The following is a 17,095-nucleotide window of genomic DNA, read 5'->3' on the forward strand; positions in this document are numbered from 1 at the left end:
GGTTGAGCCACCCAACCGGGCATTTACGATGCATGGGCCACATTTCGAGGCCGGGCAAGGCGGAAGGACGGGGCGCGATGAACGAGAAGCGCACAGTGGGACGAGAAGCCGGCACGTTCCCCGGAGACGGACCGCACGACGCCCACACCCCGAACTCCTCGCACGGACCCGACAGCGATGCCGAAGCCATCGGGCGACGCGTGCAACGACTGCGTGCCGAACGCGGCTTGACTCAACGTCAGCTCGCCGAGCCCGCGTACACCCCGGCCTACGTCTCCACTCTGGAGGCGGGCCGGGTACGCCCGTCGGAAGCGGCCGTTCGCCACCTCGCGGAGCGGCTCGGCGTGACGTACGAGGAGCTGGCGACGGGGCGTCCCGCCCATCTCGCCACCGATCTGCGGCTGAGACTCGTGGAGGCACAGCGGACGCTGGCCACCGGCGCCGCCGAGGACGCCGCCGCCACCTACTCCCGACTGCTCGCCGAGGCCGAGGGGCTCGGTCTCGGCGAGGAACGCGCCACGGCACTCCTCGGGCTCGGCCAGTGCGCGCTGGAGACGGGTGATCTGCCCGTGGCCCGTGAGCACTTCGAGGGTGCGGAGCAAATCCTCCGGGACGCGCCGCTCCCCCGGCGCGCCCCGGCCGTCCGCGGCCGGGCGGTCGCCCATCTCCTGGCGGGCGAACTCCGGTACGCCTGCTACCTGCTGGAGAGTGCCATCGACGAGCTGAACTCCTCCGGACTGCAGGACCCCGGCGCGCTGCTGCTGCTGTACACGGCCTCGATCGCCCCGTACATGGACATGGGCGCCCACGCCCGCGCCGCACAGGCGGGTGAGCTGGCGCTGGCTCTCGCACCGCAGGTGTCCGATCCCGAGCTGGTCGCCGGACTGCACCGAAGCGTCGCCCGCACACTGATCGCAGCAGGCCGCACCACGGAGGCCGACGCCTCCCTCGCGAAGGCTGCCGAGATCTACCAGCAGCTCCAGATCCGTACGGAGATGGCGCACTGCCACTGGATGCGTGGCTACGTGCGCACACAGGACGGCGACCTGTCCGGTGCCGAGGCCGAACTGCGCGCCGCCCGCGACATGCTGGCGTCGAAGCGGGCCGCGCTGTACACGGCACAGGTCGAGGTGGAGCTGGCGGACGTACTGCGCCGAAGCGGCAGGACGACCGAGGCCCGGGAACTGCTGCACCGGCTCCTGGGCGAACTGCACCCCGAACGGGGGTCGGTCCACGCCGGTGGCGCGCACCGGCTGCTCGGCCTCGTCCACGAGGACGAGGGAGACCTCGAAGCCGCCGAGGAACACTACGTCACGGCGCTGGCCCTGCTGGAACGGGCGGGCGCGGCGGGCGATCTCGCGGACATCTGCCAGCTTCTGGGAGACCTGTTGCGCCGCCTCGGTCGCACCGAGGCGGCGATGGACGCGTACCGGACCGGACTCGGGCACCGCGCCTCCCCCGGCAGCACCACGCTGGGACCGGCGCCGGTACGTCCGCCCACAGCCCGGGTTCCGTCCGACGGGGCCGGACCGTCGGCCCACCACACCCCCGCACCGGGCACGCCTCGACGGCCCGGGTGAGCGGGCGGCGCCCGTAGCGCCGGAGGCGACGGGGCCACATCCGGCCGGACGGCCGGTCCGGGTCCCTGGAACAGCAACGACAGCAAGGGCCGACGGCCCCGGAGGGCTTCAGAGGAATTTAATAGCCATGTACATAGTATCCATGTACATTAATTCTCATGAGCAGCACATCCGAGGGACCGAGCCCCGGCTTCCTGGTCTGGCGCCTGTCCATGAAGTGGCGGGTGGCCGTGGACCGGGCGATCGGGCCGCTCGGCCTGACACACGCGCAGTACTCCTTGCTGGGATCCCTGCTCGGCATGCAGCAGTCGGGGCTGCGGCCCAGTCAGCGCCGACTGGCGGACCACACCGGCCTCGAACCGCTCTACGTGTCGAAGCTCGCCCGCGCCCTGGAGGCCGCCGGCCTCATCGAGCGCACAACCGACCCCGGCGACACCAGGGCGGTCCAGCTCTCGCTGACCGATGCGGGACGCACCGTCACGCTCCGCGCGGTCGATGTCGTGCGCAATCTCCTCGATCAGCAACTGGCCCCGCTGGGCGGTCTGGACGGTGCGGACACCGAGGTGTTCATCCGCACCGTGACAGCTCTTCTCGACGTTCCGATTCCCTCAGTGCCGAGTCCATCGACCAACGAGACCAAGGAGTAGTCATGTCTGCCACACCGACCGTCAACGGCCAGGTCATCGGCCAGGCCCATTACGCCACCCGGGCCGTACTCGAACGAGTGCTGGCCGCCACCGGAACCACATTCCACCAGTCGGTGGCGCTGAACGCCACGGCGGACCACGGCGCGGCGACGGAGCGGGCCGGGCTCGTCGACCGTATGACCGGCACGCTGAAGATCGACGCGGAAGTCGCCGAAACGGTGCTGACCGAACTGGCCACCGCAGGACTGGTGGAAGAGGTCGCGGGTGACACTCCGCGCGTCGTGCTCACGGCCGCGGGTCGTGCCCGGCAGGAGGCGAACCGGGCCGGAATCGCCGAGATCACGGCCCGGCTGTACGGGGATCTGCCGGCCGACGACCTGGCAGTGGCCGGCCGCGTGCTCACCGAGGTCACCACGCGGGCGAACGCGGCCCTGGCCGGGGTCTGAGACGCGCCGCCGGGGCGCGCCGGACCCGTTGGGCACACCTGGGCCGGTCATCCGGCCGGCTGGGGTGACGGCTGCGGCTCCGGTGTGGGCGGCTGCGGAATCGGATCCGGCGAGGGGCCGGGCGGAACGGGTCCGGGCGGCGGTGGCGGCGGCTCCGGAAGCGGTGACGGCGGCCCGGGCATCGGTCCGGGGGTGGGAGCCGGGGGTACGGGGTCGGGGTACGGATCGGACATCAGGGGCCTCCGAACGGTTCGGGGTGGATCTCTTTCCACCGTCTCCCGGAGCGGCTGCCCGCGCCCGGTGAGTCGATGCGTACGGGTTCGGGATGCTCCGCCACGGGTCTCTCCGCGCCCCGTTCGGCGCCTCAGCGCGCCGCCACGACCGCGGCGGTCAGGCCCGGCCGGGGGCTGGAGAGCACCGGGATCCGGGTGGCCGTCCGGGAAGCCGCATCAGCCATGGACGCCTGGGCCAGCACGATCACATCGGCCTCCGTCACCGCGTCGGCCGCGGCCGCGACCAGGTCCAGATAGCCGTCGCGGTCACCGGCCTCGAAGCACGCCCAGGCCCCGTCGACCACAACGGTACGGATCTCGACCGACCGCTCCCCCGCCTCCTCGGCCAGCAGTGCGAGCGTCGGTGCCAGAGTGCCGGTGATCGCGGCGAGAACCACCACGCGCCCCCGCCGCACGGCAGCGGCCGCCATCGGACGGTCGACACGCAGCACGGGGACGCCGATCATCGCCGAGGCCGACTCGGCGACCCCGCCGATCGTCGAACACGTGCAGAGCACGGCGGAGGCCCCCTCGGCCACAACGCCGGCGAGCAGCGCCCGGATCTCGCCCGACACCGCTTCGGGACCCGACTCCCTGGCCCGGAGCAGCAGATCCTCGTCCACGAGATGGCGCAGGGCGAGTCCGGGATGGTCCGCGTCCCGAAGGGCGTCGAAGACGGGGACGTGGACAGGTGAGGTGTGCAGCAGCGCGAGTGTCACGGCCGAAACGGTACAGCCCCCGCCCGCCACTCATCAGTACAGCTCGGGTCGGGACGTGAGTTGCTTCTTCGCCTGCTCCACCAGTTCCGCCGGCGCCGCGGGAGCCTTGTCGGGGTGCCGGTCCGCCCACTTCGCGGCGTACGGGCAGAGCCGGGTCAGCGCGCCGGGACGACAGCGCGCGGGCTCCGTTCGGTGGCGGTGCCGGGCACGGGTTCGCAGGCGTCGGCGCCGACCCCGACCATACGGTTGCCGGCGTCGACGTGCACGACGCGCGGGGTCAGCCGGCGGGCCTCGGTGTCCTCGACCTGGGCGTAACTGATCAGGATGACCAGGTCACCGGGGTGGACGAGGTGGGCGGCGGCGCCGTTGATACCGATGACACCGGAGCCGCGTTCCCCCTCGATGACGTACGTCTCCAGGCGGGCACCGTTGTCGACGTCGACGATGTGCACCAGCTCACCGGGCAGCAGATCCGCGGCCTCCATCAGCTCGGCATCGACGGTCACAGAACCCACGTAGTGCAGGTCGGCCTGCGTGACGGTGGCACGGTGGATCTTGGACTTGAGCATGGTACGCATCATGGAGGTACTCCCCGGCTAGGCTCCCTGCCTGCGTTTTTGCAGGTCAAGTGCTGTTTGCCTAACGTACAACGAATCGCATGCCCGGTCAGCTTGCCCCAGGTTTTCGAGGACTGATGCTCACCGATTGCTCACTCCCCTGACGCCCCGCCAGGCACATCGGATGCCATCCACGGACAGCCCGCCCCGTCCCGCCCCGCCCCGCCGCGACGACGACGTCAGCCTACGCAACCGCCGTCCGGCACATCCTCAGGGCCGCTCTTCTCCCTCCCCCACTGCACCTCGACTCCCCTGAGGACGGAGGGGCATGCGGACCACGGACCCAACCACCCCCACCAGGAGCACCCCTGCCCCACACCATCCACCGCTTCTCAGCAGGTGTCCTGCACGTTCCACGTGCTGCTCCCCGGTGGCGTACGGGGTGTTGTGGGCGTATGGGTGGAGTGCATGCGGCAGCCACGGTAGAGGATCGCCGATCGCGCACCGAGCGCGGGAAACACCTCGCGGGCTGCCGTGCGCGCAGGGTCGGAAACGAGACAAGGAGCCGTGTGATGCCAGCAGGTTCGAGCCGTAAGCGGGAGCGGCAGTACGAGCACATCAAGGAGAGCGCCGAGAAGCGTGGTGCCTCAGAGGGGCGTGCGAAGGAAATTGCCGCGCGCACGGTCAACAAGGAGCGGGCCCGGTCCGGGGAGGCCGAATCAGCCAGCAAGACCTCAACCCGCGACCCGAAATCCGCCTCACAGCGTGGAGGTGAGCGGTCCCATCGCGGAGCGCAGGGACCCACGAAGGACCAGCTGTACGAAGAGGCGAAGAAGAAGCACGTCGAGGGCCGCTCGACGATGAACAAAGAGGAGCTGCGCAAAGCGCTCGGTCATTGACCTCGGACGGCCCACCGAACAGGTTCTCTTCCTGGGCCGATGGCTGAGCGCGAGGAAACGATCCAGCATGACACCAGCAGGGCCGGCACCTGGGCGGATATCTGTTTCACGGGCCTGGGAATGCAATTCCCCGCGTGTCTGGACCGGAAGGTGGTATGCGTCATGGGACATGGCGGCGACGTCATCGAGGAACTGAAGGCCGACCACCGTGAGGTGGGCGAACTTTTCGACCGGATCGAAGCTGTTCCGGCGCGAGGCTCAGAACGCAGACGGCTGCTCGATCAGCTGACGATTGAGCTGGTGCGGCACGCGGTCGCGGAGGAGCAGCACCTGTATCCGGCGGTGCGCGAGCACGTCCCAGGCGGGGATGCGCTGGCCGATAAGGAGATCGCCGACCACGGCCGTGTCGAGCGGCTTCTGAAAGACCTTGAGGGGATGGCTGCGGACGATCCCGAGCTCATCCATCTGTTCGTCAAGCTCCGCACCGAGGTCCGCGCCCATGTCGAGGACGAGGAGGGCAATCTGTTCGTTCAGCTCCGTGCGGCTTGCGGTCCGGAGGTTCTGGATCTTTTGGGGCAGGAGGTCCGTATGGCGAAGGACACTGCTCCCACTCGTCCCCATCCCGGCGCTCCGAGTTCCCCGCTGGCCAGCAAGATCCTTTCTCCTGGGCTGGGGCTGGTCGATCGTGTCCGCGACTTCATCACCGGCCGAGGCGAATGACCCCGCCACAAACCGGTCCTGGGCCAGCCGCGGGGCACCGCCGCCTGCCGCGCCCCGCGGCGGTGTTGCGGTGCGGCGGCAGCGGGTGATGCACCGGGCCATGAGCGCGTCGACGCAGACGGTCCACAACACCCCCGGCCGCCGGCTCCCGTGCTCCGCCCGGCGGGGCTTGCGTCCGCGGCAACGGCTCCGCACCGGGCAGGCGCCCTCGCCACCGGCCCGGTTCTCGCACGCGGATACAACCGGGTCCTCGGCTCGTTCAGACCCGTTCGGCGGTGCCGACGCCCGTGCGCGTCCGCCGGCCGGCCGCTCCGTGTCGCCGACATCCAACCGCCGGGTGAGCCTGGAGAGGGTTTCCCGAGTCACCGGAGGGACGCTATGGCAGTTCCGAATCCGCTCGGCCGTTGGCCGGTATACCGGCAGTTGACCAGCGGTGATCCGCTGGGCAGAGGGCGTGCGGCCATGTCGCGGCGCACGGAGAACATCCGGCCGCGCACCGCCACCTCCGAGCGAGTCGTGCGATCCGTGTGCCCGTACTGTGCGGTGGGCTGCGGCCAGCAGGTGTACGTCAAGGACGGCCGGGTCGTCCAGATCGAGGGCGACCCCGATTCGCCGATCAGCCGGGGCCGCCTGTGCCCGAAGGGATCGGCGACGCTGCAGCTCACGACGGGGTCCTCACGCCGTCATCAGGTGCTGTACCGGCCGCCGTACGGGACCGACTGGCAACCGCTCGATCTGGAGACGGCGATGGACATGGTCGCCGACCGGGTGATCGAGACCCGTCGCAGGACCTGGGAGTGGGAGCATGAGGGACTCCGTACGGCACGTACCCTCGGCATCGCCAGCCTCGGCGGGGCCACGCTCGACAACGAAGAGAACTACCTCATCAAGAAGTTACTGACGGGGCTCGGCGTGGTGCAGGTGGAGAACCAGGCCCGCGTCTGTCACAGCTCGACGGTGGCCGGACTCGGCACCTCCTTCGGACGTGGTGGCGCAACCACCTTCATGCAGGACCTCCAGCACTCCGACTGCATCGTCATCCAGGGGTCCAACTTCGCCGAAGCTCACCCGGTCGGCTTCCAGTGGGTGATGGAGGCCAAGGCGCGTGGGGCCCGCATCATCCATGTGGACCCGCGCTTCACCCGTACGAGCGCGGTGGCCGACCTGCACGTACCGATCCGGGCCGGCAGCGACATCGCGTTCCTCGGTGGCATCATCAACCACGTCCTCACCGAGGAGAAGGACTTCCGCGAGTACGTCCTCGCCTACACCAACGCCGCCAGTCTGGTCCGCGAGGACTTCCGCGACACGGAGGACCTCGACGGGGTCTTCTCCGGCCTGGACGACGAGCGGCATCACTATGACCCGCAGAGCTGGCAGTACGAGGACGTGCACGTCCAGGCACCCGCCGGGGACGTGGACGAGCAGTACGACGAGCGCACCTCCGGCGACGCGGCGGCGGCCCGAGGGACACACCACAGCGTCCACGAAGCGGCCGGACCCGAGGCTCACGGCTCCGGCGGCGCGCGTGTCGCGGGACGCCCACCGCGCGACGAGACCCTGCAACACCCGCGCTGCGTCTACCAGATTCTCAAACGCCACTACGCGCGCTACACCCCTGAACTTGTCGAAGAGGTCTGCGGAGTGGGGCGTGACGTCTTCCAGCAGGTGTGCGACGCGCTGACCGCGAACTCCGGGCGCGAACGCACGAGCGCGTTCGCCTACGCCGTGGGCTGGACCCAGCACTCCGTCGGTTCCCAGTACATCCGGGCCGCCAGCGTCCTCCAGCTGCTGCTGGGCAACATCGGCCGACCCGGCGGCGGAATCCAGGCACTGCGCGGCCACGCGTCAATCCAGGGATCCAGCGATATCCCGACGCTGTTCAATCTGCTGCCCGGCTATCTGCCGATGCCACACGCCCACTCCCACGAGAATCTCGACGCCTTCATCGAGGCCAGCCGCACCGAGAAGGGCTTCTGGGGCAATATGCGGGCCTATTTCGTCAGCCTGCTCAAGGCGTACTACGGTGACGCGGCCACCGCCGACAACGACTTCTGTTTCGACCACCTCCCCCGTCTGACCGGCTCCCACTCCACCTACGAAACAGTGCTGGCTCAGCTGGACCGTGTCTGCAAGGGCTACTTCCTGATGGGAGAGAATCCGGCCGTCGGTTCCGCGAACACCCGGCTGCAAAGGTTGGGCATGGCGGAGCTGGACTGGTTGGTCGTACGGGACTTCTCACTGATCGAGTCCGCGACGTGGTGGCAGGACGGGCCCGAGATCGAGACGGGTGAGATGCGGACCGAGGAGATCGGGACCGAGGTGTTCTTCTTCCCGGCGGCCTCACACACGGAGAAGTCGGGCTCCTTCACCAACACCAACCGGTGGGTCCAGTGGCACCGGGCGGCTGTCGAACCTGAGGGTGATGCCCGGAGCGACCTCTGGTTCATGTATCACCTCGGCAGGCGTATCAAGGAGCGTCTGGCCGATTCGACCGATCCGATGGACCGCGCCATCCAGGACCTGACCTGGGACTACCCGGTCGACGGGCCGCTACGCGAGCCTGTGTCGGCCGCGGTCCTGGCCGAAATCAACGGCAACGCCCCGGACGGGGCGCCGCTCAGCGCGTACACCGAGCTCAAGGACGACGGGTCGACCTCCTGCGGATGCTGGATCTACTGCGGGGTGTACGCGGGCGGTGTCAACCAGGCAGACCGCCGCAAGCCGCACACGGAGCAGGACTGGGTGGCCGCGGAGTGGGCCTGGGCCTGGCCGGCCAACCGTCGCATCCTCTACAACCGGGCCTCGGCCGCGCCTGACGGCACGCCGTGGAGCGCGCGCAAGGCATACGTGTGGTGGGACGGCGCGGAGGGCAGATGGACCGGTCACGATGTCCCGGACTTCGTACCGGACCGGGCCCCGGACCATGTCCCGGCCGAGGGCGCGACCGGCCCGGACGCCCTGCGCGGTGACGACCCCTTCATCATGCAGGCCGACGGAAAGGGCTGGCTCTACGCGCCCGCCGGGCTGGAGGACGGCCCGTTGCCCACGCACTACGAGCCTCAGGACTCACCCTTCACCAACGCCCTCTATCCCGCGCGTTCGCGCTCCCCGGTGCGCAAACTGCACCCCCGGGAGGGCAACCGCTACCACCCCAGCGGCGACGAACCGGGCGCGGAGGTGTATCCGTACGTCGTCACCACCCACCGCCTCACCGAACATTTCACGGCGGGCGGAATGAGCCGGTGGTCGCCCTATTTGGCCGAGCTGCAGCCCGAGTTCTTCTGCGAGGTGTCACCGCAGCTCGCTGCCGAGCGGGGGCTCGAACACGGTGGCTGGGCCACGATCATCACCGCCCGCAACGCCGTCGAGGCGCGCGTCATGGTGACCCGGCGGATCGTCCCACTGACCGTGCAGGGGCGCGTCGTCCATCAAATCGGGCTGCCCTTCCACTGGGGGCCCAACGGGGTCGCGACCGGCGATGCGGCCAACGAGCTGGTGGCCATCGCGCTCGACCCCAACGCCCTGATCCAGGAGGACAAGGCGCTCACGGCCGACATCCGGCCGGGGCGCCGGCCCAGGGGGCCCGAGCTGCCGGAACTCGTAGCCGAATACCGCCGTCGGGCGGGCATTACCGCCAGGACCGGAACGGAGGACCTGACGTGAGGAAGAACGTGTTCAGCGGCCCGGAGCCGGACCCGGCAGGCGATGCGGGACACCAGGACGCGCCGCCACGCGTCGGCTTCTTCACGGACACATCCGTCTGCATCGGCTGCAAGGCGTGCGAGGTCGCCTGCAAGGAGTGGAACGCGATCCCGGAGGACGGGCTCTCGCTCACCGGCATGTCGTACGACAACACCGGTGGGCTGGGCGCCTCCACCTGGCGTCATGTCGCCTTCATCGAACAGCCGAAGCCGGACGGCCGGACGGAACTGCCGCTCGTCGGCCCCGGAAGGGCCGACGGCGGCCCTGCGCCGGAGCCCGGCCCCGACGGCACGCGTTGGCTGATGTCCTCGGATGTCTGCAAGCACTGTACGCACGCGGCCTGTCTGGACGTCTGTCCGACCGGTTCGCTGTTCCGCACCGAATTCGGGACGGTGGTCGTCCAGGAGGACATCTGCAACGGGTGCGGCTACTGCGTGCCCGCTTGCCCGTACGGTGTGATCGAGCAACGGCCCTCGGACGGACGGGCCTTCAAGTGCACCCTGTGCTACGACCGCCTCGGCGCCGGACAGGAGCCGGCCTGCGCAAAGGCGTGTCCGACCGAGTCCATCCAGTTCGGTCCGCTCGACGAGCTGCGCGAGCGCGCCGCTCTGCGGGTCGAGCAGTTGCAGGCGGCGGGGGTCACCGAGGCCCGTCTGTACGGCGAGGCACCGGACAACGGGGTCGGTGGGGACGGCGCGTTCTTCCTGCTGCTGGACGACCCGGAGGTGTACGGGCTGCCACCGGCCCCGGTCGTCACCACGCGCGACCTGCCCACCATGTGGCGTCACGCGGGTGCCGCGGCGCTGTCCCTCGTCGGTGGGCTGGCGCTGTCGTTCGCTCTGCCCGCACTCACCCGACGGAAGGGACAGCGATGAGGGACGCCCAGCGCATGAGGACGAAGCAGGAACGCAAACGTCCGAGGCGCGGTGAACAGTTGATGGTTCCGCGTGCCGAGTTCCGTTCGTACTACGGCCGACCCGTGATCAAGGCGCCCGCCTGGTCCGCCCAGGACATCGCCGGGTACTTCTTCCTCGGCGGACTCGCCGGCGCGGGCTCGGTGTTCGCCGCCGGGGCGCACCTGACCGGCCGCGGTACATCGGCGACTGCGATGAAGGTCTCCTCCCTCGCGGCGATCGGTCTTTCCACGGCGGCGCTGGTCCACGACCTCGGCCGCCCCGGCCGGTTCACCCACATGCTGCGCGTGTTCAAGCCGACCTCACCGATGAATATCGGCTCCTGGCTGCTGTCCGCCTACGGGCCGGCCGCCGGAGCGTCCGCGCTGTGCGCCGTCGCCGGCCGGCTGCCTCGAGCCGGTGCCGCCGCCACCGCCGCAGCCGCTCTGCTCGGTCCCGCTGTCGCTACGTACACCGCGGTTCTCGCAGCCGACACGGCGGTGCCCGCCTGGCACGGCGCACACCGGGAACTCCCCTACCTCTTCGGAGCGTCGGCGACCGCCGCCGCCGCGGGGATGGCGCTGGTCGTCGCCCCCACCCGCGAGAACGCCGCCGCCCGCTGCGGCGCCGTGCTCGCCGCAGCGGGCGAGAGCCTCGCGCAGCGGGCTGCGGAACGGCGGCTCGGAATGGTGGCCGAGACGTACCACGAAGGGCGGGCCGGTACGCTGCTGCGCTCCGCCCGCTTGCTGACCGTGGCGGGCGCCGTGGGCGCGGCCGTGCTCGGGAACCGGCGCGCGATGGCCGTCGGCGCCGGGCTCTCGCTGCTCGCGGGGTCGGCCTGCACACGCTTCGGGATCTTCGCGGCCGGCGTCGCCTCGGCCGAGGATCCGGTCTACACCGTCGGTCCCCAACGTGAGAACGCACAGCGGAACCACGAAACGGAGCACCGCCGGTGAACCGCACGCGGACGTAGTCGGCGAAAAGCCGGCACAACGGGGAGGCGGCGGCCACCGTAAGCGGATACCCGGACAACGGCGTACGGGTTGTCGCCACGGTCCCGGGTGACCTGGAAGGAATGCTCCGCAGCGGGAAAGCCAGTGCGGCGCGGCCGTACTCGGGACGGTCGTCCGGCTGCGGCAGACCCCCGACGAGCGGCCCGTCGAGCCGGCCCCGGCCCCGGCCCCGGTCGCACCCCATCCGCGCCGCTACACGCTCGTCCATTCGCCGGTCGCTCTGCTCGTCGGTCTGTATGTCATCGCGCACGGGCAATTCAGTCCCAGCGCGGCTTCCAGGGCAACACGATGCTCGGGGTTCCCGGGTTGCTTCTCGCCGGGGGCCGGCTGTCGGGCGGCACCACCCGGGTCGGGGCCCATGGGTTCAGGGCCTCTCCCGCTCACCGCTGCGACCCCGATGTCCCAGGGCGCGTTGGGCGGCTGCGAAGGCTCTGCCGGTGGCGCGTGAGGCACGGATGGCAGCCCGGGCGGCGTTGGCGCCGGGTGCGCCGTGGACTCCGCCCCCCGGGTGAGCGGAAGCGGAGGCCAGATACAGGCCGCGCACCGGCGTCTCGGGGCGGCCCGCGCCGGGGAGGGGCCTGAAGACGAATTGCTGGTGCAGGTTGGTGGTGCCCCCGTTGATCGCGCCCCCGTGGAGATTACTGTCGGCCGCCTCCAGGGTGGGCGGTGCCAGAATGCGCCTGGCGAGCACCGTGTGGCGGAAGCCCGGAGCATACCGCTCGACATGCACTTCTATCCGGTCGGCCATGATTTCCTGTTCGCACCGGTCCCAACGGCCCGTCAGCCCTTCGGATCCGCTGTCGCCTTTGATGTGCTGGGGCACATGGGTGTATGCCCATGCCGATTCGGTGCCGACTGGTGAGCGGCTGGCGTCGGACGTCGTCATCTGCCCCAGGAGGCAGAACGGATGGTCGGGTATCTGCCCCATGGCGATCTGCACAGCAAATCTGGTGAGTTCGTCCATCCCCGCAGCCAGATGAACCGTGCCCGACGACACCGCTCCGTCTGCGCGCCATGGAATCGGTCGGTCCAGGGCCCAGTCGACCTTGAACGTGGAAAAGTCCCACTGGAAGCGTCGCAGATCGTCGAAGATGCGGGGCGGCAGGTGGTGCTCACCGACCAACTCGCGGTACAGGTCGGGTGCCGACACGTCCGCCAGAACCGCCTTGCGTACGGGCACGGCCCCGCCGGAAACGGTTCGCACCCCGGCCGCCCGGCCACCGCGTACGACGATCTCCGTGACACGTTCCCCACACCGCACGGTCACGCCGCGCCTGCGCAGCCGGTGCAGGAGAGCCGCCGTCAAAGCCTCCGAACCGCCGACCGGAACGGGGAATCCGTACGACTGCCCGAGCATGGACATGAGCCATCCGAATCCCCCGCTGCCGGCTGCTTCGGGCGCCAGGTCCGCGTGCAGGGCGTTGCCGGCCAGCAGGAGACGCCCGCCTTCGCCCGCGAACTCCTCCTCGCCGAACCGGCGGACCGGCAGAAGCAGGCTCCGGGCCAACCGCAATCCGCCTGCTCCCCTCAGCTTGGCTGCCAGGGTGCCCGTCGCCCGCACGGGTGGAAACGGCGCGAAGAGGGCGCTCAGGAGATCGTCGCCCAGCCGGTCCCAGATGTGGCACAGATCCTGCCACGCCTGGCCGTCGCCCGGCGCGAACGCGTCGAGGCTCGCGGCGGTCGTCAGCCGGTCGCGATCCAGCACCGCGCACCGGCCGTCCGGCAGCGGGTGTGCGAGTACATGAGGAGCATGGCTCCAGCGCAGTCCTTCACGGTCCAGCCGGAGTGCGGACAGCACCGGCGAGGCGGCCGCCAGCGGGTAGAAGGCGCTGAAGATGTCACTGACGTAGTCGGGGTGGACTCCGCGGTCGCTGCGTACCGCACCGCCCGCTGTGCCCTGGGCCTCCAGCACTTCCACACTCCACCCCGCGTCAGCCAGTACATTCGCCGCCACGAGGCCGTTCGGCCCGCTTCCGATCACCACTGCATCGAGCATCGCTATGCCTTCCCTCGGACTCGGTACCGCCCCGGCACCCAGAGGCGCGTCATGGGTCGGCATCGCATGGCATGGCCTCAACGCCCCTGTACCGGCCTGCGGAGCATGTTGCGGTGCCGGATCTGCAAAAGGGCGTCGAGCACGACGTTGTGGAGCTGTCCTCCCAGCCCGCCCAGCGGGTGTTCGTCGACGATCACGACCGTCTTGTCACCCCAGGCCCGAATGTCGAAGGCGATCCGCGCGGTGCCGAACGGACCACTGTCCGCCTCCAGTTCCAGGGCGCCCGGCGGATCGTGACGCCGGACCGTGGTGCGGCCGTGGAACTTCTTGGGTCCCACGCGCACCGTGTAGTCGAGCGACGATACTCATTCTCACTTTAGGCGGATGTCCGGAGGGAATCACGCGGAGTGCAGTGGAGCCACCAGGGCTCTTGGCCGACGCAGCGAACGCGCGCGGGGCGACCAGGGGGTGGCAACGGGTGCGGCGATGCGCCGGGGGCAGGCCTCAGGCGCTGGAGACGGTGAAATGCGCGCCTTCGCGATCGCGGATGACGAACGAGGCAGCGTCGCGCGGGGCACCGACGGGAGAAGGAGTCGGTGCGGAATCGCCCCCGGCTATGACGGCGGCCGCTGCCGCCTGCTTGCCGTCCTCGACGCGGAAGTCGACGACCCAGCGGGGCCGCACCGCGGGATCCGGATCGGTTCCGAGGTCCTGGCCGTGCAGGGTGGCGATGGTGTGGCCCGCAAACTGGACAAGGACGTGGTCGTGCGCGTAGTCGACTGTGCATCCGCCGGGAGGCTGGGCCCAGTCGAAGACCTCCGCGTAGAAGATGGCGGCCTCGAAGGCGTCGCGGGTCTCCAGGTCCAATCGGGCGGGGGCGCTGCCCCGTCCCACGCACCAGGTCGAAGCCGGGCCCTCCCAGAACCCGAACACGGCCCCGTCACGGTCGGCGGCGATCCCGGCGCGGCCCTCCCCCAGGGGAAGAGGACCGACCGCGAGCGTGGCACCGCGCTCGCTGATCCGGCCCGCGGTCTCGTCCGCGTTCCGGACGGCGAAGTACGGCGTCCAGATGGCGGCCGGATGACCACCGCCGCGGCAGCATCCGATTCCGGCGACCGGTTCACCATGCGCCAGCGCCACCGAGAAGTCACTGCCGAATGTGCTGTCCCGGAACTCCCAGTCCATTACGTCGGAGTAGAAGGACTGTGCTTCCCGCAGATCCCGTGTCATCAGGTTTACCCAGCAGGGCGCGCCGGGCGTGTGCGTGGTGCCATCGACGTCGGACATGCGACGCTCCTCCGAAGGTAGAAGCAGTCAGCACGTCCCCCACCTGAAGGCCGGGAACACCCCCGGCCTGCCGCTGAGCCCTCACGAGTCAACACATTCGGCAACCGCGAAGGAGCGGTGGGTGGCCGCTGGGCCGTGCTGCAACGGGTGCTGGTGAACAGGTCAGAGACCTCACCTCCGGATTGCCGCCGCTTCAGGCCCCCGTCCTCGGAGCCCAGGGCAACCTGAAGTGCGGCAGGGCCATATTCCCTCTCCCAGCGTCGCCGTACCCGCACCCCGCCGCACGTCGGTATCGCCACGTTGGCGCCCGATTGCGCGCCGCCGCCTCACCCGCCCCGCTTCGCGGTTCGGCCCGGTGCGTCCAGGGCCGGCCCTCCTTGTCGTGAGCCCGAGGGTCGTTCATCCTGGTCAGACCTTCACTCTCACTCTGCGTAACTGCAGGAATCCCGGCGAGGACGGACGGGCTGAAGGCTCTCTCGTCGGCAACCGGACCACCGCCCGGTCCCCCGTCGAGATCACCGAGCTCAGGCCCGCGGTCGGAGGAGCGCTCGTGAGGGCGTGCAGCCTGGCCTTCGGTCTGTTCACACCCCGGGACCAGGGCAGCTGTCGTCCCCACCGCCTTCCACTCGACCAGAGAAGAAACACAAGTCCTCGCTGCGTGCACTGGAGCACGCTGAAAGAAAGAGGGTTCGGCAGTACTGGTTGCCCCACCCCGGCGTCTGGCTGGCCCACGATGCGGAGCAGGTCGATAGTGGAGGAGCGGGTTGCTGCGGCGTAGCCGCGCGCGGCCGGGAGACAACGCCAATGGAGGTGACACGGCGGAGAGGATGGTGCCGTCGATGTCCAATGCCACGAGTACCGACCTCTACGAGGTCACCATGGCTCAGTCGTATCTGCGCGAGGGCATGACCGGTTCGGCGATGTTCAGTCTGTTCGTGCGCAATCTGCCCCCGGACCGGGGCTTTCTTGTCTGCGCCGGGCTGGAACCGGTCCTCGACTTCCTCTCCGCCTGTCGTGCGGACGGGGATGACGTGGACGTCTTCGCCTCTGTGCTGGGACGACGGCCCGAGGACCTGGCACCGCTGCTCGGCCTGGAAATCAGAGGCGAAGTCCGAGCAGTCCCCGAAGGGCACGTCGTGCCGGCCGGAGAGCCCCTGCTGGACATCATCGCACCTCTCCCGCAGGCCCAGCTCGTCGAAAGCTACGTACTCAACCAGCTCAACCACCGGACCGCCGTCGCCTCCAAATGCGCCCGGTGCGTCCTGACCGCCGACGGACACACGGTCGTGGACTTCTCCCTGCGTCGCGCCCGTGGCGTCGCAGCCGGACACCAGGCGGCCCGGCTGGGCACCATGGTCGGCTTCGCCGGAACCAGCAATGTGGCGGCCGCTTACTCCGAGAGTCTGCCCGCAGTAGGCACGATGGCCCATTCGTACATCGAGGCGTTCGGGGCGGAGGAGGCCGCGTTCCGGGCCTTCGCCCGGTCCCTTCCGGGCCCGGTGACACTCCTCGTGGACACCTCTGCTGGGGCACACCCACGGAGCTCTCTGATCCGATCTCGCAATCGGTCGCAGGAATGTCCTCAGCCGACGGAACCGATCGGTGCTGTGAGTTATCTCGGAGCTCTCCGGCGCAGGGCCGGACGGGACCGCGGCAGGGGCCGGTCGGCCCATGTCCGTGGGGCGACTGTCCGGCAATGCTGAAAACGGAGATACAGAGGAGGTCCACCGATGAGCGCTTCTCCCACTCGCATCACCACAGCCCTGCCTGCCGTGTACCGTGCCCGCCTGATGCAGATCGGGCAGGAGGTCAATTTCGACGAGGGAACCCGTCTCTTCCAAGAAGGAGATCACGCGGACCGCTTCTGGATCCTGCGTTCGGGCACCGTCACGCTGGACTTCCGCGTACCAAGAAGCTCCCCGGCCGCGATCGAGAATCTCGGGTCCGGCGAACTGGTCGGCTGGTCCTGGCTGTTCGAGCCCTACGTCTGGCACCTCGGTGCCGAGGCGATGACGCCTGTCCGTACCCATGAGTTCGACGCAGCGACGGTACGGATGATGATGGACGCGGACCCCGCCTTCGGTTCGGCCATCGGGCATTGGGTCGGGCAGGTTCTCGCCCACCGGTTGCAGGCCGCCCGGATCCGTCTGCTCGATCTCTACGCCCCTCACGGCAGCGGCGGCTTTGTGTGATGTACGCCGCCATGCCGCCACCCGAGAGCCATGCCTGAGGAGCACGCCAAGGCTGCATCCTGGTACCCCGTCAGCGACGTCATGAGCCACATCGGTCGCGAGGCTTCGTCCAAGGAGATCGCCGAGCTGATGCTCCAGGGGAAGGCTCACATGCTCGCGTCGGACCGCA

General features: G+C 69.7%; 14 protein-coding genes and 2 pseudogenes. 10 read left to right on the top strand and 6 right to left on the bottom strand.

Features of this window, described 5'->3' with window-relative positions; translation table 11 throughout:
- Window positions 1–77: 77 nt before the first annotated feature.
- The 3 genes from ACF1B9_RS28975 to ACF1B9_RS28985 all read left to right on the top strand — a co-directional run bounded on the left by ACF1B9_RS28975 (window position 78) and on the right by ACF1B9_RS28985 (window position 2,673).
- Entirely contained in the window at window positions 78–1,580 is a 1,503-nt protein-coding gene (locus ACF1B9_RS28975; RefSeq protein WP_391745523.1) for a tetratricopeptide repeat protein, read from the top strand.
- A gap of 158 nt (window positions 1,581–1,738) precedes the next feature.
- Entirely contained in the window at window positions 1,739–2,227 is a 489-nt protein-coding gene (locus ACF1B9_RS28980; RefSeq protein ID WP_391745522.1) for a MarR family winged helix-turn-helix transcriptional regulator, read from the top strand.
- 2 nt (window positions 2,228–2,229) lie between these two features.
- Window positions 2,230–2,673 (top strand): hypothetical protein, encoded by a 444-nt coding sequence (locus ACF1B9_RS28985; RefSeq protein ID WP_391745520.1) that lies wholly within the window; start codon window positions 2,230–2,232, stop codon window positions 2,671–2,673.
- A gap of 364 nt (window positions 2,674–3,037) precedes the next feature.
- Here ACF1B9_RS28985 and ACF1B9_RS28990 read toward each other — a convergent pair whose 3' ends face one another.
- The 3 genes and pseudogenes from ACF1B9_RS28990 to panD form a co-directional block, all read right to left on the bottom strand.
- Window positions 3,038–3,664, bottom strand: a complete 627-nt coding sequence (locus tag ACF1B9_RS28990) for an aspartate/glutamate racemase family protein (protein WP_391745519.1) — start codon at window positions 3,662–3,664, stop codon at window positions 3,038–3,040.
- Between the two features lie 33 nt (window positions 3,665–3,697).
- Window positions 3,698–3,814, bottom strand: a pseudogene (locus ACF1B9_RS28995) (N-acetyltransferase); the annotation flags it as partial.
- A 5-nt stretch (window positions 3,815–3,819) separates the two neighbouring features.
- Window positions 3,820–4,245: an aspartate 1-decarboxylase gene (gene panD, locus ACF1B9_RS29000; protein WP_391745518.1), complete on the bottom strand. Its 426-nt coding sequence runs from the start codon at window positions 4,243–4,245 to the stop codon at window positions 3,820–3,822.
- Window positions 4,246–4,793: 548 nt separating this feature from the next.
- Here panD and ACF1B9_RS29005 point away from each other — a divergent pair.
- The 5 genes from ACF1B9_RS29005 to nrfD all read left to right on the top strand — a co-directional run bounded on the left by ACF1B9_RS29005 (window position 4,794) and on the right by nrfD (window position 11,394).
- Window positions 4,794–5,120: a plasmid stabilization protein gene (locus ACF1B9_RS29005; RefSeq protein ID WP_391745517.1), complete on the top strand. Its 327-nt coding sequence runs from the start codon at window positions 4,794–4,796 to the stop codon at window positions 5,118–5,120.
- Window positions 5,121–5,282: 162 nt separating this feature from the next.
- Entirely contained in the window at window positions 5,283–5,840 is a 558-nt protein-coding gene (locus tag ACF1B9_RS29010; RefSeq protein ID WP_391745555.1) for a hemerythrin domain-containing protein, read from the top strand.
- 378 nt (window positions 5,841–6,218) lie between these two features.
- Complete coding sequence (gene fdh, locus ACF1B9_RS29015; protein ID WP_391745516.1) at window positions 6,219–9,506, top strand: formate dehydrogenase; 3,288 nt, start codon at window positions 6,219–6,221, stop codon at window positions 9,504–9,506.
- On the top strand, window positions 9,503–10,420 hold the full coding sequence (locus ACF1B9_RS29020; protein ID WP_391745515.1) for a 4Fe-4S dicluster domain-containing protein: 918 nt from the start codon (window positions 9,503–9,505) through the stop codon (window positions 10,418–10,420). Before fdh ends, ACF1B9_RS29020 begins: the two co-directional genes overlap by 4 nt.
- Before the next feature lie 14 nt (window positions 10,421–10,434).
- On the top strand, window positions 10,435–11,394 hold the full coding sequence (nrfD, locus tag ACF1B9_RS29025) for an NrfD/PsrC family molybdoenzyme membrane anchor subunit (RefSeq protein ID WP_391745514.1): 960 nt from the start codon (window positions 10,435–10,437) through the stop codon (window positions 11,392–11,394).
- Window positions 11,395–11,815: 421 nt separating this feature from the next.
- On the opposite strand, the gene ACF1B9_RS29030 is transcribed toward nrfD, so the two are convergent.
- The 3 genes from ACF1B9_RS29030 to ACF1B9_RS29040 form a co-directional block, all read right to left on the bottom strand.
- Window positions 11,816–13,447 carry a phytoene desaturase family protein gene (locus tag ACF1B9_RS29030; protein ID WP_391745512.1) on the bottom strand — a complete coding sequence of 544 codons (1,632 nt, stop codon included), beginning with the start codon at window positions 13,445–13,447 and terminating at the stop codon, window positions 11,816–11,818.
- Between the two features lie 77 nt (window positions 13,448–13,524).
- The gene (locus ACF1B9_RS29035) at window positions 13,525–13,785 is read right to left on the bottom strand and encodes a hypothetical protein (RefSeq protein ID WP_391745510.1); all 261 of its coding nucleotides are present in this window, start codon (window positions 13,783–13,785) and stop codon (window positions 13,525–13,527) included.
- A 166-nt stretch (window positions 13,786–13,951) separates the two neighbouring features.
- The gene (locus ACF1B9_RS29040; RefSeq protein WP_391745508.1) at window positions 13,952–14,734 is read right to left on the bottom strand and encodes a VOC family protein; all 783 of its coding nucleotides are present in this window, start codon (window positions 14,732–14,734) and stop codon (window positions 13,952–13,954) included.
- Window positions 14,735–15,573: 839 nt separating this feature from the next.
- On the opposite strand from ACF1B9_RS29040, the pseudogene ACF1B9_RS29045 reads away from it, so the two are divergent.
- Together ACF1B9_RS29045 and ACF1B9_RS29050 are read left to right on the top strand one after the other, a co-directional pair.
- Window positions 15,574–16,254: pseudogene (locus ACF1B9_RS29045) on the top strand (nicotinate phosphoribosyltransferase); the annotation flags it as partial.
- Window positions 16,255–16,464: 210 nt separating this feature from the next.
- Window positions 16,465–16,926, top strand: a complete 462-nt coding sequence (locus ACF1B9_RS29050; RefSeq protein ID WP_391745506.1) for a Crp/Fnr family transcriptional regulator — start codon at window positions 16,465–16,467, stop codon at window positions 16,924–16,926.
- Window positions 16,927–17,095 lie beyond the last annotated feature (169 nt).

Source organism: Streptomyces sp. NPDC014727 (genome assembly GCF_043083485.1).
Classification (GTDB): domain Bacteria; phylum Actinomycetota; class Actinomycetes; order Streptomycetales; family Streptomycetaceae; genus Streptomyces.